Source organism: Cribrihabitans pelagius (assembly GCF_048820915.1).
Classification (GTDB): Bacteria; Pseudomonadota; Alphaproteobacteria; order Rhodobacterales; family Rhodobacteraceae; genus Cribrihabitans_A; species Cribrihabitans_A pelagius.
This window is the reverse complement of sequence record NZ_JBMERR010000001.1, coordinates 104,601-122,881: the sequence shown is the minus strand read 5'-3', so window position 1 is coordinate 122,881 and position 18,281 is coordinate 104,601. Positions and strand designations below refer to the sequence as shown.

Sequence of the window (18,281 nt, the reverse complement as noted above, 5' to 3'; positions counted from 1 at the left end):
ACAGGACGGGCTTACACTTATCCGGTCCAGCCGAGGCCGGCGGCGACGCAGGTCATCGACTGCATCAGCGGAACCGGCAGGGCACCCGGGGGGCGTGCGCGCTCTTCGCGCAAGAGCCGCACCTGCAAGGCGTGAATCTCGCGCAGCATGGGCTCGGCCCGGCCAAAGCGCACGCGCAGGCGGGGGAAGCGGGCGGCTAGTTCTGGTGAGCCGGTGAGGAAGGCGACAGCCTCGCACGCGAGGCTGTATTCGCGCCGGATGGCATCGAAGATGCGTTCCCTCACCCCGGCATCCTGCACCAGCGTGGCGTAGGCGGCGGCGATCTCCATGTCAGTATGCAGAAGCGCCTTTTCCACCTCGTCCACCGCCAGGCGGAACAGCGGCGCGTCCGCGAACATCTCCTGCAGCACCGCCTCGCCACGGCTGCCCCGGAAGCGGCGGAAGCTTGCGACAGCGGAACCGAAACCGTACCAGCCGGTGATCATGTGCCGGTTTTGCGACCAGGCAAAGACCCAAGGGATCGCGCGCAGATCCTCCAGCGAGGCGGCGCCGAAGCGGCGCGCGGGGCGCGAGCCGATCTTCAGCATGGCAAGCTCGGCCACCGGGCTCGCCTGCTGGAAATAGTCCAGGAACCCGGGCGCATTCAGCAGGTTGGCGTAGGCGGCCTGGGACATGCCCGAAAGCGCCTCAAACGCGTCGTCATGCTCGGGGTTTGCGGGCGGCACGTGCTCTTGCAGCGAGTGGCGCAGCACCGATGACGCCATCAGCTCGAGCTGATGCAGGGCGGTGCCGCGGTTGGCGTATTTCGCGCTCACCACCTCACCCTGTTCGGTAATCCGCATCCGCCCGGCGATGGTGCCCGCGGGCTGGGCCGCGATGGCGCGCTCGGCCGGCGCACCGCCGCGCGAGACCGAGCCGCCGCGGCCGTGGAAGAACACGGGCTTCATCCGGTGCGCGGCCAGCGTGCGGGTGATCCGCCGCTGCGCCTTGTCAAGCTCCCAGGTGGAGCAGAGGAAGCCGCCGTCCTTGTTGCTGTCGGAATAGCCCAGCATCACCTCGATCCGGCCATCGCCGGACTTCAGCGAACGGCGTGCGAAGGGCACCTCCAGCAGCCCGTCGAGAATGGCCGGCGCCGCGCGCAGGTCGGCGATGGTCTCGAACAGGGGGACAACTTTCAAGGCCGCCTTCTCCGCCCCGAACCCGGCATGGCGCGCCAGCAGGTAGACGCCGAGCAGATCGTCGGTGGAGCGGGTCATCGACAGGATGAAGGGGCCGATTGCCTGCGGGTCCTCTCCGGCGCCGGCATCGCGCATCAGCCGCAGGAGCTTCAGGAGTTCCGCGCCCTGCGGGCTGAGCTCGTCCGGAGTCGCGTAGTCCAGCGCGGCGCTGCCGAGATCGCGGCGCAGCCGGGCCGACCATTCGGCGCTGCCGTAGGTTGGCACGTTCTCCGGCACTGTCTCCGGCCCTGGGCCGCTGCGGCCCCAGATCTCTGCCAGAACGGCAGTGGTCACGGTGGAGTTCTGCCGGATGTCGAGCGTCATGGTGCGGAAACCGAAGACCTCCGCCTGCCAGCGCAGCGGGCGCAGGTAGCGGGCGGCGAGCCGGGCGGCGCCGGTTTCCTCCAGCGCCTCTTCGGTGCGCCGCAGGTCAGCGGTGAAGTCATCGGCGTGGCGGTAGGCGCCGGGCAGCTCTGCCGCGGTGGCGCTGATCCGGGCCTGCATCGCGCTCAGCGCTTGGCGGAACACCTCGCCCGGATTGCGTGCGGCCAGCTCCGCGCTGCCGGGCGCGCCTTCGATGACGCTGCGCAGCCGGGCGGCGGCGCTGTCCGGCAGAGCAAAAACCGCAGCCGAGATCGAGATGCGCGCGGCGGCGGCGGCCAGCGCGTCCATATAGCGGTTGAGGATTGCGGCGCGATTGGCCGAAAGCGCCTCCGCCGTCGCTTCCACCGTGACATTTGGGTTGCCGTCGCGGTCGCCGCCGATCCAGGAGTGGAACTTGAGGCAGGGCGTATCCGCCATATCCTGGCCCAGCCGCGGCGCGGCGGCGGCGATGTAGCGGTCGAACAGCTGCGGCACCGCGTCATAGAGGCTGTCGCGGAAAAATTGCAGCCCCCACTGGATCTCGTCGCGCAAGGAAGGCCGGTCGCGGCGCAGGTCGCCGGTCATCCACAACAGGTCGATCTCCGACCGCAGATCGTCGAGCAGCAAGGCGCGCTCGCGCGGGGTCCAGCGCCCGGCTTCCAGCGACACCAGCCCGCGGTAGATGCGGCGGTGGATTTCCAGCACGGTGACGCGCTTGGCCTCGGTCGGGTGCGCGGTGAGCGTCGGGCCGGCCGAGAACTGTCCGGCCACCTGCCGCAGCCGCTCCGGCGTGGCGAGCTCGCCCGCAAGGTCCAGCGCGCGGGCAAAGCTGCCCTCCACCACCTCCGGCCCGTCCTGGGTCTCGGCCTGGCGGCGGTCCCGCATGGCGGCGTTTTCTTCGGCGATCTTCAGCAGCTGGAACCAGATGTTGACGGCCTGAAGATAGGGCGCGGCGGGGGCGTCAGCGGGCAGGCGCACCGGGGCGGCGGCGCTGAGCCGCGCGGCGACCTGCGGTGCGCGCTCGCGCAGCACATCGAGCCAGAGCGCCTTCAGCTCGGCGCGCAGGGCGGCGGCATAGCCGGTGCCGGCGGGGTCCACAGCGGGGGCTTCGGCAGGCTCGGCCATCAGTTCACCCGGTCGCGCGGGGCGCGTCCCTCGAAGAAGTCCTGCAGGTTGTCGAGCACGCGGAAACCCATGGCCTCGCGCGCCTCGCGGGTGGCGCTGCCCAGGTGCGGCAGCATCACCAGGTTGTCGCAGCCCATGAGGTCCGGGTTGATGCGCGGCTCGCCGTCGAACACGTCGAGTCCGGCGCCCGCGATGGTCTCGAACCAGAGCGCGCGGGACAATGCGAGCTCATCCACCACCTCGCCGCGGGCGGTGTTGATGAGAAAGGCCTCCGGCTTCATCAGGTTCAGCATCCGGGTGTTGATCAGATGCCGGTTCTCCGCCCCGCCGGGGCAGTGCAGAGAGACGAAATCGCACAGCGGCATCAGATCCTCCAGGCCGTCCGCCTGGGTCGCGTTGCAGCGGGCGAGGATATCGGGGGACACGCGGGAGCGGTTTTGCACCACGATCTTCATGCCGAAGCCATGATGCGCGCGGCGCGCCATCTCCTGACCGATGCGGCCGAAGCCGACAATGCCGAGCGTCTTGCCCGAGACCTTGGTGCCGATGAGATGCGTCGGGCGCCAGCCGGTCCACTTACCCGCACGCAGCTCGCGCTCGCCTTCGCCCGCGCGCCGCGCCGCCATCAGCAGCAGCGTCATCGCGATATCGGCGGTGCATTCGCTGAGCACGTCGGGGGTGTTGGTCACCGTCATGCCGTGACCGGCGGCAGAGCGCATGTCGATATGGGAATAGCCGACGCCGTAGTTCGCAAGAATGCGGGCCTGCGGACGCGCCACGTCCAGCGCCTTGGCACAGAGCTTATCTGTCACCGTGGGCAGCACCGCGTCGAAGCTTTTCACCGCATCGCGCAGTTCCGCCGCGCTCAAGGGCACGTCGCCGGTGTTCAGCACCACATCGAAACTCTCGGCCAGACGGGCCTCAACGGCGGCGGGCCAGCGGCGGGTCACCAGAACCTTGGGCTTTGCCATTCTCTTATCTCCTTGAGGTGCATTCGATTGGTCCAGGGCGCTCCGCCCCCGCTATTGCCCCAGTAGGGGCGGAGCGCGGCGCCTGCCCGCAAGGCGGATCAGGCGGCCGTCTGCTTCATCACGCTGGCGATGGTCTCGCCGATCACGGCGGGGTTTTCGGCCACTGTGACCCCGGCGGCGGAGAGGATCTCCACCTTTTCCGAGGCGGATTCCCCGAAGGCCGAGATGATCGCGCCCGCGTGGCCCATGGTGCGCCCCTTGGGCGCGGTCAGGCCTGCGACATATGCCACCACCGGCTTGGTCACGTGATCGCGGATGTATTCCGCGGCCTCCGCTTCCTGCGGGCCGCCGATTTCCCCGATCATTGCGATAACCTCGGTTTCGGGGTCGTTCTCGAACCACTCCAGGATGTCCTTGAAGGAGGAGCCATTGATCGGATCGCCGCCGATCCCGACCGAGGTGGAGACGCCCAGCCCCAGCTGCTTCAGCTGTGCTGCGGCCTCGTATCCCAGAGTACCCGAGCGGCCGATGATGCCGACATTGCCCTGCAGGTAGATGTGGCCGGGCATGATGCCCAGAAGCGCCTTGCCGGGGGAGATCGTGCCCGCGCAGTTCGGGCCAGTGAGGATCATCCGCTTTTCCTTGGGGTAGCGGTACATGTAGCGCTTCACCCGGATCATGTCCTGGGCCGGGATGCCGTCGGTGATGCAGACGCAGTATTTGATGCCCGCATCCGCCGCTTCCATGATGGAGTCGGCAGCAAACGGCGGCGGCACGAAGACCAGCGAGGCACTGGCGCCGGTGGCCTCCACCGCTTCCTTCACGGTGTTGAAGACCGGCACGCCCTCGACGGTTTCGCCGCCCTTGCCGGGCACGACGCCGCCCACGACGTTGGTGCCGTAGTTGATCATGTCCTTGGTGTGGAAGCGCGCCATCTTGCCGGTGATGCCCTGGACGATGACCTTGCTGTCGCGGTCGAGAAGAATGCTCATTAGATGGCCCTCACGCGGGTGTTTTGGGAGAGATCGTTTTTCCAGGCGCCAACGGCGCGCTCGGCGGCTTCCATCAGCGACGTCGCGCGGATCAGCGGCAGGCCGCTTTGTGCCAGGATCTTCTGGCCTTCCTCCACGTTGGTGCCTGCAAGGCGCACCACCACGGGCACGTCGACCTGCACCTCGCGCAGCGCCTGCACCACGCCTTCGGCCACCCAGTCGCAGCGGTTGATGCCGGCGAAGATGTTGACCAGAACCGCCTGCACATTGCTGTCGGACATCACCAGGCGGAACGCCTTGGCGACCCGTTCCGGGGTTGCTCCGCCGCCGATGTCCAGGAAGTTGGCAGGCTCGCCGCCGGCCAGCTTGATGGTATCCATCGTCGCCATCGCCAGGCCTGCGCCATTCACGATGCAGCCGATGTTGCCGTCGAGCCCGACATAAGAGAGACCGCGGTCGGCGGCGCGGGCTTCGCGCGGGTCTTCCTGGCTCTTGTCGCGCAGCTCGGCGATCTGGGGATGGCGGAACAGGGCGTTGCCGTCGAAGGTCATCTTCGCGTCCAGCGCAATCACCCGGCTGTCGCCGGTGACCACCAGCGGATTGATCTCCACCATGGTGGCGTCGAGTTCGGAAAACGCCTGGTAGCACCCCTTGAGCGTGCGCACCATCTGCTGGGTCAGCGCCGGCTCGATGCCGAGCTTGAACGCGATCTCGCGGGCCTGGAAGTCCTGGAGGCCGACGGCAGGCTCGACGGTGGAGCGGACGATGGACTCGGGGCGCTCGGCGGAGATGTCTTCGATCTCCATGCCGCCTTCGGAGGAAGCCACGATCATCACCCGCTGGCTGGAGCGGTCGAGCACGAAGCCCAGGTAGATTTCCCGCGCAATCGGCACCGCGGCCTCGACGTAGACCCGGTAGATGCCCTTGCCCTCGGGACCGGTCTGATGGGTCACCAGTTTCTTGCCGAACATGTTCTCGGTCGCCTCGTAAATCTCGGCCTCCGAGTTGCACAGCTTGACACCACCCGCCTTGCCGCGGCCGCCCGCATGCACCTGCGCCTTGACGATCCAGCGGTCGCCGCCCAGCTCGCGGGCGCGGTAGGCGGCCTGCTCGGGGCTGTAGGCCAGCGCGCCGGGGGGCACGGTGACGCCGAAATTGCTCAGGACTTCCTTGGCCTGATACTCGTGAATATCCATGGTTTCCTCCCTATGGATTCGTCTTATTCCGCTGCCACGGCAGCGTCGTAATGGCGGTCAAGCAGCCGGTTGATGGCCTCGAGGTCGACCTCCGCGCCCATGTCGTTCATCGCCTTGCCGAAGCGATTCACGATGTCGGTGATGGCGGCGGGGGTGATCTGGTTGAGGATGCCGATGCGGACCTGCACCGGCTCCGACAGGGTTGGCCAGATGCCGAAGCCCTTGGCGCGGCAGTTCTGCACCAGCTCCTTTTCGCGGCCCGCCAGGGCGCCCGGCAGGTTCAGCACCACCAGGCTCGTCATGTTCGAGGTGACCTCGCAGCCCATCGCGGTGACGGCCTCGCGCAGCGCTTTCTCGTGGAAGGCATAGTCACGCGCCTTCTGCGCCCGGCCGTGCTGCAGCGTAATGCGCAGCGCCTCGTGGAAAGCGGCGACCGCATAACCGGAATGGGTGCGGTGGTAGGTGCCCGCGGCGGCGTCCTCTCCGTCGATCACGCCCCAGTGGCGGGCCTCCAGGATCGGGTTGTGGACATAGGAGTGGCAGCCGTTCTCGCGCACGGTCTGGATGTAGCGGTCCGTGAAGGACACCGGCGCATAGGTAAGCGGCAGGCAGAGCACGCCTTTCTGCGGGCAGGAGGCCCATCCGGCAACACCCGGGAAATCATCGATCGAGAAGTCCTCGATCCCCAGCGAGGAAACCGCATCAATCAGCCCCATCACCCCGTGCTTCTCGCAAGCATCGGAGAAACCCCGGAGGTCGTTGATCCGGCCCGAGCCGGTTTCCCAATGCGCCATGAAGGCCCATTTCGGCTTCTTTTCCGCCAGCACCTGCTCCACCAGTTCACCGGACACCGACTCGCCATGCGGCACGTCGATCACGGTGACGGAGGCGGGCTGCGGGTTCAGCGGGTCGGCGGCGAGCTCCTCGCGGGTGGCGGCCTTCATGCGGATGGTCATTGCGTCGATACCCGAGAAGGTGCCATTCTGGAAAGCCACCACGCTGTCACCCGGCAGGATCGCATTCAGCATGCAGTCGAGCCCGGAAAAGCCGGTGCCGCCGACGCCGTAGGTGTATGTATTGGCAGTGCCCCAGAGGCTGCGCAGCATCTGCTTGCACTCGATCATGCCGCGCAGCACGTCGGCCTGCATGTGGTCGGCGAGGCCGGTGTTGGCAAAGGCCCGCAGCACACGCGGATCGGTATTGCCCGGCCCGGGGCCTGCGGCCAGGGTTTCCGGGATCTCAAGGCCGGGGAAGATCAGGGGATCGCTCATCGGGGGTGCACCTCGCTGCTGTCAGGTTCGCGATGTTCCCTGGCGCTCGCTTCGCCGGGACTGGGACCGGAGGAAGTTTTATTCACCCAGAGGCAACATCGGTTAACGTAAGGAAAGCTCAGCTCGACAGAACCCGCAACATTCCTATATCCTGCTTTTGGGCATCCAATAGGGCGGGGAATTTCCTACCCATAAGTTTGGAAATACCGTGGTATACCAAATCGCACCCTACCCATTTGGGTAGTTTTCTAACGGAGAGCATCAAATGGCACCGATAAGCGGCAAGACATCCCCGATTTCCGTCATGCTGGCGGATGCCAACCCGCTGGTGCTGTCGGCGATGTCCGAAATCTTCGACCGCGACCCCCGATTCTCTCTCGTCGCCACTTCCGCCACGGCCGAGGGGTTCCTCGGCACGGTGATGCGGGTGCCGGTGCAGGTCGGCATCATCGACTGGTCCCTGCCCGCGCTCGGCGGCGCCAAGCTGATCGAGGTGCTGCGCGACCAGGCCAACGCACCGCGGCTGGTGGTCTATGCCGACGAGGCCTCCGGCGTGCCGCGCAAGGCGATGAGCGCGGGCGCGGCCGGCTTTGCGCCGCGCTCCAGCCCGGTGGAGAGCCTGCTGGAAACCTGCTTGGCGGTGGCCGCGGGCAAGATGGTCTTCCCCTTCCTCGACGTGCGCGAGCTGCAGACCGACCCGATCGAGCAGCTGTCGCGCCGCGAACGCGCGATGCTGGAGGCGCTGTCCAAGGGGCTGACCAACAAAGAGCTGAGCAAGGAGCTCGGCATCACCACCAACACGGTGAAGTTCCACCTGTCCAACCTCTACGAAAAGCTCTCGGTCAAGAACCGCGCCCAGGCGATCGCGTTCTACTACGCCCAGCGCGCCGCCAGGGGGGACCTCGGGCGCGCGGAGTGATCCGCGCCCGCTCGACGCTTTCCCGGCCCCGGCACCGGCGCCTCGCGCGCGCGTATGCGTGTACGCGCGCCCGCCCGCGCGAATGTATTTTTAAGCAACAATTTTTCTTGACAGGAAACCTATCGATGCGGAAACGCTAGAGGGAGCACTCCCGCTTTCCCACTTTGCACAGGAGCGAACCCATGTCGTTTCACCCCATCGAACAAGCCCCCGCCCGGCTCAACCGCAGCGAGCTTGCAGTGCCCGGCTCGCAGCCGCAAATGTTTGAAAAGGCGGCCCAATCCGACGTCGACGTGATCTTCCTCGACCTCGAGGACGCGGTCGCCCCGGACGAAAAGGAACAGGCCCGCAAGAACATCATCCAGGCCCTGAACGAAATCGACTGGGGCAAGAAGACAATGTCCATCCGGATCAACGGCTTGGACACCCACTACATGTACCGCGACGTGGTCGATGTCGTTGAACAGGCGGGCGAACGGCTGGACCTGATCATGATTCCCAAGGTCGGCACCGCGGCCGATGTCTACGCCGTCGACATGATGGTCACCCAGATCGAGGATGCGAAGGGTTTGAAGAAGCGAATCGGCTTCGAGCACATCATTGAGACCGCGCTTGGCATGCAGAACGTGAGTGAAATTGCCGCAGCCTCCAAGCGCAATGAATCGCTGCATTTCGGGGTCGCCGACTACGCCGCCTCGACCCGGGCGCGCACCACCATCATCGGCGGCGTGAATCCGGATTACGCGGTGCTGACCGATCCGGATGCGGACGGCGCGCGGGCGGTGCATTGGGGCGATATGTGGCATTATGCGCTCGCCCGCATGGTTGTGGCCGCCCGCGCCAATGGCTTGCGCCCGATCGACGGGCCGTTCGGCGATTTCCAGGACCCGGAGGGCTACAAGGCCGCCGCCAAACGCGCTGCGGTGCTGGGCTGCGAGGGCAAATGGGCGATCCACCCCAGCCAAATCGCGCTCGCCAACCAGGTGATGTCGCCTTCGGACGCCGAGGTGACCAAGGCGCACCGCATTCTGCAAGCGATGGCGGAGGCCGAAGCCGCGGGCAGGGGCGCGGTCTCGCTCGACGGGCGGCTGATTGACTACGCCTCGATCCGTCAGGCAGAAGTGCTGGTGGAAAAGGCCAAGCAGATCGCCGGGCGCTGAGCCCCGCTGGTCCGGCACAGCAAGACAGATGGCCGCCCTGATTCGGGGCGGCCGGTGTCCGATGCGGCAGGGAGGCGCAGATGGAAACACTGAGAGACACAGCCATCGCCATGTTCGAGGCAGCCGTGGCGCGCGCCGATCCGGCCCCCGCCCTGCGGGCGCAGCTTGAAGCGGCGCCGCTGCCGCCCCTGCCCGAAGGCGGCCGGGACGTGTTGCTTGCCGTGGGCAAGGCAGCGGTGCCGATGCTGCGCGAAGCACTGCGCCTGCGGCCCGGCGCCGCGGCGGCGCTGGCAATCACAAACCCCGAAAACCACACGGAAATCCCCGGCGCCACGGTGCTCTGCGGGGCCCATCCTGTGCCGGCCGAAACCAGCGCCGCGGCGGGCCAGGCCGCCATAGATCTGGCGCAATCGCTCGGCCCCAAGGACCGCCTGATCGCGCTGATTTCCGGCGGCGGCTCCGCCTTGATGGTGGCGCCCGCGCCGGGGCTCACGCTTGCGGACAAGGCGGCGGTGAACCAGCTGCTGCTCGCCTCGGGCCTTGAGATCAACGACATGAACCTGGTCCGCCAGCAGCTCTCGGACCTCAAAGGCGGCGGCCTGCTGCGCCACGCGGGCCTTGCGCAGGTGCAGGCCTACATCCTGTCGGATGTGATCGGCGACGACCTGCGCGCGATTGCATCCGGCCCCACCGTGGCGCCGATCGGCACCCGCGCTGAAGCCAAGGATATCCTGCAGCGCGCGGGGCTCTGGGAGAGAGCCCCGGAAGCCGTGAAAAACCATCTCAGCGCCCCGGAAGCGGCTCAGGACGCCCCGCTCCAGGCCACCAACACGCTGATCGGCTCCAACCGCCATAGCCTCAAGGCCATGATCGCTGCCGTGCCGGAGTGGCAGCCGCGGCTGATCACCCACCGGCTCACCGGCGACGTGGCCGCGGCGGCCGAAACCGTCCTGGCCGCGGCCGAAGCCGCGCCGAATGACCGGCCCGTGGCGTTGGTTTTCGGTGGCGAAACCACCGTGCAGCTCCAAGGCCGCGGGCTGGGCGGACGCAACCAGGAACTGGCCCTGCGTGTCGCCAAACTGGGTGCTGCGCGGCTGGACGGCGAGTGGCTGTTCCTCTCCGGCGGCACCGACGGGCGCGATGGCCCGACCGGGGCCGCAGGCGGCATCGCCACCCCCTGCACCTGGGAGGCCATCCGTGCCGCAGGGCAGGACCCGGAGGCGCTGCTTGCCAACAACGACAGCCACGCCGCCCTGCAAGCGGCCGATGCTCTGCTGATTACCGGCGGCACCGGCACCAATGTCGCGGATGTGCAGGTCTTCCTGAGACGGCCCAGCTGAGACACAGGCCAGGCCGCTTCTTCTTTGTGCAAATACTCCCGCCGGAGGCTCGTGCCCCCGCCGCACGCGGACCGTCCGGGCCGGCACAGGCTGCTGTCATCTTGCCCCAAATACTCCCGCCGGAGGCCCCCCGGGGCAGCAACGGGCATTGCGCTCAAGAGGGCGCGCGCGCCTCGCCCCACTCCCCCAGGTCATTCACCAGCAACAGCGCCACCCGGCGGAACACCTGGCGCAGCCGTTCCACATGCGGCCCCTCCAGGGACAGATCACCCAACGCCTGGTCCATGCATTTCAACCAGTTTTCGGCGTCTTCTTCAGTGACCGGCACATGGGCGTGCATGCGCTTCACGTCCATATGGCCGTGTTTTTCCTCGTAATAGCGCCGCCCGCCCAGAAAGCCCGAGAGGAAGTTGAACTGTTCGATCCGGGCATGATCCAAGCCATGGCCGCGTTTGTGCAGCTGGGCGATACGCGCACCGGTGTCACTCTCTTCGACAATGTCATAGAACCGCTCCACCAGCGCGTACAGCACTGCTTCGCCTCCGATCTGCTCGATCAGCCTCTCAGCCATGGTGACCTCCTGACCCCGGAACGGCCTCAGGACTGCGGCCGGGTCTTTTTCGGATCGTAATGGGCAAAGGGCACAATCGTGGCAGGCAGCCGCTTCTGGTGCCCGTCCAGCTTGCCTATTTCCACCGCGGTGCCGATACCCGCATGCGCGACATCCACCCGCGCCAGCGCGATTGTCTTGCCCAAAAGCGGGGAGCGCATCGCCGAGGTCACCTCCCCCACTTGCGCGCGGCCGATGCGCACGCAGTCGCCGTGGCTCACCTCGATGGCCGCATCGATATCCAGCCCCACCAGCTTGCGTGCAGGCGACGCCTTGCGCCGGATCAGCGCCTCGCGGCCGATGAAATCATCCTGCTTCGATTTCAGCGGCACGGTAAAACCAATGCCCGCCTCAAACGGGTCGGTTTGGTCCGAGAAGTCATAGCCCGCAAAGATCAGCCCGGCCTCGATCCGCACCATATCCAGCGCCTCCAGCCCCATCGGGCGGATGCCATGCGCCTGCCCGGCCTGCCAGACCGCATCGAACACTGCGCCCGCGTGTTTTGGATGGCAGAAGATCTCATACCCCAGCTCGCCGGTATAGCCGGTGCGGGAGACCACCACCGGAACGCCCTGGTCATCGCCGATGCGCGCGGGCGTGAAGCGGAACCAGCCCAGCTCCTCCAGCGTGGGGTTGTGCGGCGCGGTCCAGATCACCTTTTTCAGAAGATCGCGGCTTTCGGGGCCTTGCACGGCGATATTGTGCTGCATGTCCGTCGAAGACCGCACCAGCACCTTCAGCCCCAGCGTCTCCGCCTGCTCCCGGATCCACTCGCCGCCATAGTCCGAGCCGCCGATCCAGCGGAAGTTGTCCTTGCCCAGGCGGAACACGGTGCCGTCGTCGATCATGCCGCCATGCGGGTAGCACATCGCGGTATAGACCACCTGCCCCACCGCCAGTTTCTTGATGTTGCGGGTGAAGATATACTGGCACAGCGCCTCGGCATCCGGGCCGGTGATCTCGAACTTGCGCAGGGGGGAGAGGTCGAGAGCCACGCATTTCTCGCGGCAGGCCCAGTATTCCTCCAGCGGCCCGGAAGCGGCGTAGCAATTGGCCAGCCAATAGCCGTTGTACTCGACAAAGTTGCGGGTGAGCTTGCTGAGGCGGTCATGGAAACCGGTTTCCTTGGTCATCTTGGGCTCCGCTTCTGGGGTCGCGCGGAACGCGATTGCCCGCTTGAAGGTTTCTTGGCCGCTGTAGGTGCGGATGTGGATGTCGGTGGGGTTCCAGCCATTGGCGGCGCTGGTGTCATCCGGGCAGGCGGAACTGACGCAGACCAGATCGGTGAGCGCGCGCAGCAGCACGTAGTCGCCGGGCCGGGTCCAGGGCTCATCGGCATACATCACGCCGTGGTCGTCAAGCCCGGTATTGAAGAAGAAGTTGATCGCCATCCAGCCGGCACGGCCGGCCACCCCATGCGGCGCCAGCGCGCCGTTGAAGTTGTCGGAACAGTTCACGTGCCCGGGATAACCAATGTCGTCGTAGTATTTGGCCGAACACGCCAGGGCAAAGGCGTCATGGCGCCCCACTGTGTCCTGCACCACCTCGACCAGCGGCAGCATGTCCTGATCGTAGTATTTCGCGTGCAGGCCGGGCATCGGATAGGCATGGCCCATCAGCGTGCGCGTGGTGGTCACGTCCAGCGCGCGCTCGATCCCCTTGTCCAGCTTGCGCGCGGCGAAACACTGGAAATCGGTGCATTGGCGGCCGTCGACGTCGATGATCTGGATATAGTCGCCCGCCTTGACGAAGTAGGCCTCGGCGGTGGCGCTGTGCACCCGCACCTCGCTTACCGGGTCGGCCAGCGGATCCGGCAGCTCGAAGCGCGCCACCTGCCTGATCACCGCGCGCTGCACCATAACGGTGAGCGGCGTGGCAGTATCCTGCGCCTCGAAATCCATGATGCCGCCCGGTGCGGCGATAATCACCGTGCCCGCCTGCTGGGCGGTGAAGCTCTCCTCGCTTTTGGCCGGGGTGGTGGCGGAAAACAGCCGCAGCGCCCCGGCCTTCGCGAGATCGATGCCGCGCGCTTCCATCCCCATGCGCAACCCGCGCAGGGAGTGGTCGCCGGAGGTCAGCAGCGCTTTCAGGCCGCCCGCGTCCGAGTTCGCCTGCACGCCAAGCACCGCGGGGTCGACCGCGCCGCGCTCCGTCGCCGCTACGATCTCGCAGGGCTGGCCGCCCTCGTCGTTGATCACGGTCAGCCGGTCGCCTGGCTCCAGCCGGATCAGTATCGCGCCGCAGCCCTCGACGGAGTAACGTTCGGTGCCCCGGGGCAGGGAAAACACCGAGGGCTGGTAGAAGCTCGAGGGTTTCGGCGGCCCCTTGACCACCTCGGCAAAACCGCTTCCGGACATCGCATTTCCTCCCGCAGCGTCCGGTGGCAAAATTGCACAACCGGAATATTTATTTATTGAAAAGAATAATGCCATCCCCCATCCTGGGCAACAAACTTATTGATTTCCGGCGGAAAAACCTCGAATGCCCGGGATGCGGCATATGCCTGCGAGGAAATGCCGCAAATGAAAGGATGACACCGATGCAATCGCTGTTTCTCGGGCTTGCGGCGGCCCTGGCCTGGGGCGTTCACGACCTCTGCGTGCGCTTCGTGGCGCAGCGCACCGGCATCCTGGCGGCGATGCTGACAGTGCTTGCGGCCGGGGCGATTCTGGTGGGCGCGGCGGCGGTGCTCTGGGGCGATTGGAGCGCGATGACGGCCGGGGCCGCGGGGCTTGCCGGCCTCTCCGGCAGCTTCTTTGCGCTTGCCACCTATGCGCTCTACCGCGCCTTTGCGCTGGGGCCGGTGAAGCTGGCAGCGCCGCTGATCGGCGCCTATCCGGTGCTGTCGCTGGGGCTTGCAACACTGCAGGGCCAGCCGCTCGGGGCCTGGCACTGGCTGGCGGCGGCAGCAGTGGTCTGCGGCGTCGGCAGCGTCGCGGTGCTGGCCCCCGGAGAGGCCCCGCAGGCAGGGGAAGACCGCGTGGCGGCCAGAATGGGCACCCTGCTCTGGAGCCTTGCCGCCGCCGCGGGATTTGCGCTCACCTTTGCCGCCGGTCAGGCTGCCAGCCGCGCGGGCGCCGAACTGCCGGTGCTGGTGCTTGCCCGCATGGCGGCGATCCTGGCGGTGCTGGCGATCGCGCTGCCGCGCGGCGCGCTGCCCCGGCCGCCGCGGCGGGTGCTGCCGCTGCTGTGCCTGATGGGGGCGCTGGATGCGCTGGCGCTGGGGCTGGTGATCGTCTCCGGCGGGCTCCCGCGGCCCGAGTTTGCCGCGGTGAGCTCCTCGCTGTTCGGGCTGATCACGGTAATCCTCGCCTGGCTGTTCCTGCGCGAAGGCATGACCCGCGGCCAATGGCTCGCCGTCACTGTGACCTTTGCGGGCATCGCCTGCCTCGGCCTCTGAGTCACGCGGCGGCCCGGCCCCGCCGCCCCTCTGTCACCTTCCCCAAATACTCCCGCCGGAGGCATCCGCCCTTCCCCCGGACGCTGCCGCCCGCGGCCCGGCCCCTGCCGCTTCTTCTTTGTGCCAATACTCCCGCCGGAGGCATCCGCCGGGAGCCGCAACTCGCCGCCGTCCGCAGTCTTTCACCTGCCGCCAGAAAAAAGGGCCCGGGACATGCCCGGGCCTTCAAACGATCCGGGGACAGGCCCGGACCAGGTGGGAAGCGGTTCAGATATCCAGCGTGTTGTCCTTTTCCCAGCGCGAGAAATGGTTGACGAAAGAGTTCCACTCCTGCTGCTTCATCTTCAGGTAGGCGGCGGAGAATTCCTCGCCCATCATCGCCTTCAGCCCGCCGTCCTTGTCATAGAAACGCAGCGCGTCCAGCATGTTGAGCGGCAGCTTGGGCGCGTCGGTGATGCTTTGGCCATGGGCGTACATGTCGATGTCATGGCGCGGGCCGGGGTCGGCCTTGCTGCGCACACCCGAAAGCCCGGCCGCGATAATAACCGCCTGCAACAGGTAGGGGTTCACTGCGCCATCGGGCAGGCGCAGTTCAAACCGGCCGGGGCCGGGCACACGCACCATATGGGTGCGGTTGTTGCCGGTCCAGGTCACCGTGTTGGGCGCCCAGGTGGCGCCGGACATGGTGCGCGGCGCGTTGATGCGCTTGTAGGAGTTCACCGTCGGGTTGGTGATCGCCGCCAGCGCCGAGGCGTGCTTCATGATGCCGCCGAGGAACCAGCCGCCTTGATCGGAGAGGCCCAGTTCGGCGACCTGGCCTTCGCCCTTGTCTGCGGCAAAGACGTTGACACGGGCATCCTTGCCCGGCGCGTCCCAGACCGAGATATGCGCGTGGCAGCCGTTGCCGGTGAGTCCTTCGACCGGCTTCGGCATGAAGGTGGCGCGGTAGCCGTGTTTCTCGGCCACCGACTTGGTCATGAACTTGAAGAAGCTGTGCTTGTCGGCGGTAGCCAGCGCGTCGTCATATTCCCAGTTCATCTCGAACTGGCCGTTCGCGTCCTCGTGGTCGTTCTGGTAGGGGCCCCAGCCCAGTTCCAGCATGTAGTCGCAGATCTCGCGCACCACGTCATAGCGGCGCATCACCGCCTGCTGGTCGTAGCAAGGCTTTTCGGCGGTATCGAAGGGGTCGGAGATCTGCTCCCCGTCGGGGCTCAGCAGGAAGAACTCGGCCTCGACGCCGGTTTTGACATGCAGGCCCTCGTCCGCGGCCTCCTTGATCAGGCGGCGCAGCACGTTGCGCGGCGCCTGGGCCACGTCCTCGCCCTCCATCACGCAGTCTGCCGCCACCCAGGCGACCTCGGGCTTCCAGGGCAGCTGGATCACCGAGGACAGGTCCGGCACCGCCAGCATGTCGGGGTGCGCGGGGGTGAGATCGAGCCAGGTGGCAAAGCCGGCAAAGCCCGCGCCATCCTCCTGCATGTCCGCGATCGCCTCCGCCGGAACCAGTTTGGCGCGCTGGCCGCCAAACAGATCGGTGAAGGAGATCATGAAGTATTTGACGCCTTTTTCCTTCGCGAAAGCGGCCAGATTCGTCGTCATGGTCCTACTTCCCTTCCCTGTTGTGTTGGTCTTGTTGATCCAGAGGCGCGCACCCTCACTGGCCCGCGCCCCGGTATGTTAACTTAAAAACCCGCCTTGCCGGGGTACCATTCGGTGCCCGCCAGCGGCACCCGCGCCATCGCGGCGGCCTCCATCGTCAGCGCGCAGAGGTCCTCGGGCTCGAGGTTGTGCAGGTGATTATGGCCGCAGGCGCGGGCGATTGTCTGTGCTTCCAGCGTCATCACCTTGAGGTAATTGCGCAGGCGGCGGCCGGCATCGACCGGGTCGAGCCGCTTCATCAGCTCCGGATCCTGGGTGGTGATGCCAGCCGGGTCGCGGCCCTCGTGCCAGTCGTCATAGGCGCCGGTGGTGGTGCCCAGTTTCTGGTATTCATCTTCCCACTTCGGGTCGTTGTCGCCCAGCGCCACCAGCGCCGCGGTGCCGATCGCCACCGCGTCGGCGCCCAGCGCCAGCGCCTTGGCCACGTCCGCGCCGGTGCGGATTCCGCCGGAGACCACCAGCTGCACCTCGCGGTGCACGCCGAGGTCCTGCAGCGCCTGCACCGCGGGGCGGATGCAGGCCAGCGTCGGCAGGCCGACATGTTCGATGAAAACGTCCTGGGTGGCGGCGGTGCCGCCCTGCATGCCGTCCATCACCACCACATCGGCACCCGCCTTCACCGCCAGCGCGGTGTCGAAATAGGGCCGGGTCGCGCCTACCTTCACGTAGATCGGCACCTGCCAATCGGTGATCTCGCGCAGCTCCAGGATCTTGATCTCCAGATCGTCCGGGCCGGTCCAGTCCGGGTGGCGGCAGGCGGAGCGCTGGTCGATCCCCTTGGGCAGGCAGCGCATCTGCGCCACCCGGTCGGAAATCTTCTGGCCCAGCAGCATGCCGCCGCCGCCGGGTTTCGCGCCCTGGCCCACCACGATCTCGATCGCATCGGCCTTGCGCAGGTCATCCGGGTTCATGCCATAGCGCGAGGGCAGGTACTGGTAGACCAGTTTGGTGGAATGGCCGCGCTCTTCCGGGGTCATGCCGCCGTCGCCGGTGGTGGTGGAGGTGCCTGCCGCCGACGCGCCGCGGCCCAAAGCCTCCTTGGCGGGGCCCGACAGCGCGCCAAAGCTCATGCCCGCGATGGTCACCGGAATGTCCAGCTCGATCGGCTTCTTGGCAAAGCGGGTGCCGAGCGTCACCTTGGTGTCGCATTTCTCCCGGTAGCCTTCGAGCGGGTAGCGCGAGACCGAGGCGCCGAGAAACAGCAGGTCATCGAAATGCGGCACCCGGCGCTTGGCGCCGCCGCCGCGGATGTCATAGATCCCGGTGGCCGCGGCGCGCCGGATCTCGGCGTTGATGGGGTTGGAGAAGGTCGCCGACTGAATCGGGGCCGTGCGGGGAATGTTCTTGTTGTCCATCTGTCTGGGTCCCTGTCCTTAGTAGGCCTGCGCGTTGTCGACGTCGAAGTTGTACAGCGTGCGGGCGGAGCCGTAGCGCTTGAACTCTTCCGGCTTGGCATCGCTGCCGGCCCGGGCCAGCAGGTCCTTCAGAATGTCGATATGCTCGGGGCGCATTTCCTTTTCGATGCAGTCGGCGCCCAGGCTCTTGACCGAACCGCGCACGAACAGGCGGGCCTCGTAGCAGGAATCCCCCAGCGCATCGCCGGCATCGCCGAGCACCACCAGATTGCCGGCCTGGGCCATGAAGGCGCACATGTGGCCGATGCTGCCATGCACCACGATGTCGATGCCCTTCATCGAGATGCCGCAGCGCGAGCTGGCGTTGCCCTTGATGACCAGGAGCCCGCCGTGGCCGGTGGCGCCCGCGTACTGGCTGGCATCGCCTTCGACGACGACCTGTCCGGACATCATGTTTTCCGCCACACCGGGGCCAACCGAGCCTTTCACATGCACATGCGCCTGCTGGTTCATGCCCGCGCAGTAGTAGCCGGTGGAGCCGTTCACGGTGACCTTGACCGGCGCATTGAGCCCGACCGCCACCGCGTGGCTGCCTTTGGGGTTGATGACCTCCCAGCTTTCCTCGGTCAGGGTTTCGCTCTGGGCTTGCAGGGCCGAGTTCAGACCGCGCAGGCCATCCGCTTCGAGATTGTATGTCTGCATG

General features: G+C 66.8%; 14 protein-coding genes. 4 read left to right on the top strand and 10 right to left on the bottom strand.

The genetic code is table 11. The features are described 5' to 3' along the window. Window positions 1-17: 17 nt before the first annotated feature. The 5 genes from ACOHX0_RS00545 to ACOHX0_RS00525 all read right to left on the bottom strand — a co-directional run bounded on the left by ACOHX0_RS00545 (window position 18) and on the right by ACOHX0_RS00525 (window position 7,135). Window positions 18-2,705, bottom strand: a complete 2,688-nt coding sequence (locus ACOHX0_RS00545) for a phosphoenolpyruvate carboxylase (RefSeq protein WP_420674665.1) — start codon at window positions 2,703-2,705, stop codon at window positions 18-20. Continuing rightward, window positions 2,705-3,676 (bottom strand): 2-hydroxyacid dehydrogenase, encoded by a 972-nt coding sequence (locus ACOHX0_RS00540; RefSeq protein ID WP_420674664.1) that lies wholly within the window; start codon window positions 3,674-3,676, stop codon window positions 2,705-2,707. The genes ACOHX0_RS00545 and ACOHX0_RS00540 overlap by 1 nt, the downstream gene beginning before the upstream one ends. Window positions 3,677-3,774: 98 nt before the next feature. After that, window positions 3,775-4,668 carry a succinate--CoA ligase subunit alpha gene (gene sucD / locus ACOHX0_RS00535; RefSeq protein WP_420674663.1) on the bottom strand — a complete coding sequence of 298 codons (894 nt, stop codon included), beginning with the start codon at window positions 4,666-4,668 and terminating at the stop codon, window positions 3,775-3,777. Further along, the gene (locus tag ACOHX0_RS00530) at window positions 4,668-5,864 is read right to left on the bottom strand and encodes a malate--CoA ligase subunit beta (RefSeq protein WP_420674662.1); all 1,197 of its coding nucleotides are present in this window, start codon (window positions 5,862-5,864) and stop codon (window positions 4,668-4,670) included. The genes sucD and ACOHX0_RS00530 overlap by 1 nt, the downstream gene beginning before the upstream one ends. Window positions 5,865-5,887: 23 nt before the next feature. Next, window positions 5,888-7,135, bottom strand: coding sequence for a pyridoxal-phosphate-dependent aminotransferase family protein (locus ACOHX0_RS00525; protein ID WP_420674661.1), 1,248 nt, complete (start codon window positions 7,133-7,135; stop codon window positions 5,888-5,890). 265 nt (window positions 7,136-7,400) lie between these two features. On the opposite strand from ACOHX0_RS00525, the gene ACOHX0_RS00520 reads away from it, so the two are divergent. The 3 genes from ACOHX0_RS00520 (at window position 7,401) to ACOHX0_RS00510 (ending at window position 10,554) form a co-directional block, all read left to right on the top strand. After that, a complete protein-coding gene (locus ACOHX0_RS00520; RefSeq protein ID WP_420674660.1) occupies window positions 7,401-8,054 on the top strand; it encodes a LuxR C-terminal-related transcriptional regulator in 654 nt (217 codons plus the stop codon). Between the two features lie 182 nt (window positions 8,055-8,236). Next, a complete protein-coding gene (locus tag ACOHX0_RS00515; RefSeq protein ID WP_420674659.1) occupies window positions 8,237-9,214 on the top strand; it encodes an HpcH/HpaI aldolase/citrate lyase family protein in 978 nt (325 codons plus the stop codon). An 80-nt stretch (window positions 9,215-9,294) separates the two neighbouring features. Next, window positions 9,295-10,554 (top strand): glycerate kinase type-2 family protein, encoded by a 1,260-nt coding sequence (locus ACOHX0_RS00510; RefSeq protein ID WP_420674658.1) that lies wholly within the window; start codon window positions 9,295-9,297, stop codon window positions 10,552-10,554. Window positions 10,555-10,708: 154 nt separating this feature from the next. On the opposite strand, the gene ACOHX0_RS00505 is transcribed toward ACOHX0_RS00510, so the two are convergent. Both ACOHX0_RS00505 and tdm read right to left on the bottom strand, forming a co-directional pair. Beyond that, a complete protein-coding gene (locus tag ACOHX0_RS00505) occupies window positions 10,709-11,125 on the bottom strand; it encodes a group II truncated hemoglobin (RefSeq protein ID WP_420674657.1) in 417 nt (138 codons plus the stop codon). A gap of 26 nt (window positions 11,126-11,151) precedes the next feature. Next, window positions 11,152-13,521, bottom strand: a complete 2,370-nt coding sequence (tdm, locus tag ACOHX0_RS00500; RefSeq protein ID WP_420674656.1) for a trimethylamine N-oxide demethylase — start codon at window positions 13,519-13,521, stop codon at window positions 11,152-11,154. A 182-nt stretch (window positions 13,522-13,703) separates the two neighbouring features. Between tdm and ACOHX0_RS00495 the strand changes: the two genes are divergently transcribed. Then, window positions 13,704-14,564: an EamA family transporter gene (locus tag ACOHX0_RS00495; RefSeq protein WP_420674655.1), complete on the top strand. Its 861-nt coding sequence runs from the start codon at window positions 13,704-13,706 to the stop codon at window positions 14,562-14,564. Between the two features lie 267 nt (window positions 14,565-14,831). Here the strand turns inward: ACOHX0_RS00495 and glnT are convergent, their stop codons facing one another. The 3 genes from glnT to ACOHX0_RS00480 all read right to left on the bottom strand — a co-directional run bounded on the left by glnT (window position 14,832) and on the right by ACOHX0_RS00480 (window position 18,280). Then, complete coding sequence (glnT, locus tag ACOHX0_RS00490; RefSeq protein ID WP_420674654.1) at window positions 14,832-16,163, bottom strand: type III glutamate--ammonia ligase; 1,332 nt, start codon at window positions 16,161-16,163, stop codon at window positions 14,832-14,834. Between the two features lie 83 nt (window positions 16,164-16,246). After that, window positions 16,247-17,578, bottom strand: coding sequence for an FMN-binding glutamate synthase family protein (locus ACOHX0_RS00485; protein WP_420674653.1), 1,332 nt, complete (start codon window positions 17,576-17,578; stop codon window positions 16,247-16,249). Window positions 17,579-17,596: 18 nt separating this feature from the next. Next, entirely contained in the window at window positions 17,597-18,280 is a 684-nt protein-coding gene (locus ACOHX0_RS00480; protein ID WP_420674652.1) for a GltB/FmdC/FwdC-like GXGXG domain-containing protein, read from the bottom strand. Window position 18,281: the final 1 nt, after the last annotated feature.

Excerpts from the sequence above, each read along its gene's own strand:
- ACOHX0_RS00545 (WP_420674665.1), bottom strand. The coding sequence starts at position 2,705 with ATGGCCGAGCCTGCCGAAGCCCCCGCTGTGGACCCCGCCGGCACCGGC.
- ACOHX0_RS00540 (WP_420674664.1), bottom strand. The coding sequence starts at position 3,676 with ATGGCAAAGCCCAAGGTTCTGGTGACCCGCCGCTGGCCCGCCGCCGTT.
- sucD (WP_420674663.1), bottom strand. The coding sequence starts at position 4,668 with ATGAGCATTCTTCTCGACCGCGACAGCAAGGTCATCGTCCAGGGCATC.
- ACOHX0_RS00530 (WP_420674662.1), bottom strand. The coding sequence starts at position 5,864 with ATGGATATTCACGAGTATCAGGCCAAGGAAGTCCTGAGCAATTTCGGC.
- ACOHX0_RS00525 (WP_420674661.1), bottom strand. The coding sequence starts at position 7,135 with ATGAGCGATCCCCTGATCTTCCCCGGCCTTGAGATCCCGGAAACCCTG.
- ACOHX0_RS00520 (WP_420674660.1), top strand. The coding sequence starts at position 7,401 with ATGGCACCGATAAGCGGCAAGACATCCCCGATTTCCGTCATGCTGGCG.
- ACOHX0_RS00515 (WP_420674659.1), top strand. The coding sequence starts at position 8,237 with ATGTCGTTTCACCCCATCGAACAAGCCCCCGCCCGGCTCAACCGCAGC.
- ACOHX0_RS00510 (WP_420674658.1), top strand. The coding sequence starts at position 9,295 with ATGGAAACACTGAGAGACACAGCCATCGCCATGTTCGAGGCAGCCGTG.
- ACOHX0_RS00505 (WP_420674657.1), bottom strand. The coding sequence starts at position 11,125 with ATGGCTGAGAGGCTGATCGAGCAGATCGGAGGCGAAGCAGTGCTGTAC.
- tdm (WP_420674656.1), bottom strand. The coding sequence starts at position 13,521 with ATGTCCGGAAGCGGTTTTGCCGAGGTGGTCAAGGGGCCGCCGAAACCC.
- ACOHX0_RS00495 (WP_420674655.1), top strand. The coding sequence starts at position 13,704 with ATGCAATCGCTGTTTCTCGGGCTTGCGGCGGCCCTGGCCTGGGGCGTT.
- glnT (WP_420674654.1), bottom strand. The coding sequence starts at position 16,163 with ATGACGACGAATCTGGCCGCTTTCGCGAAGGAAAAAGGCGTCAAATAC.
- ACOHX0_RS00485 (WP_420674653.1), bottom strand. The coding sequence starts at position 17,578 with ATGGACAACAAGAACATTCCCCGCACGGCCCCGATTCAGTCGGCGACC.
- ACOHX0_RS00480 (WP_420674652.1), bottom strand. The coding sequence starts at position 18,280 with ATGCAGACATACAATCTCGAAGCGGATGGCCTGCGCGGTCTGAACTCG.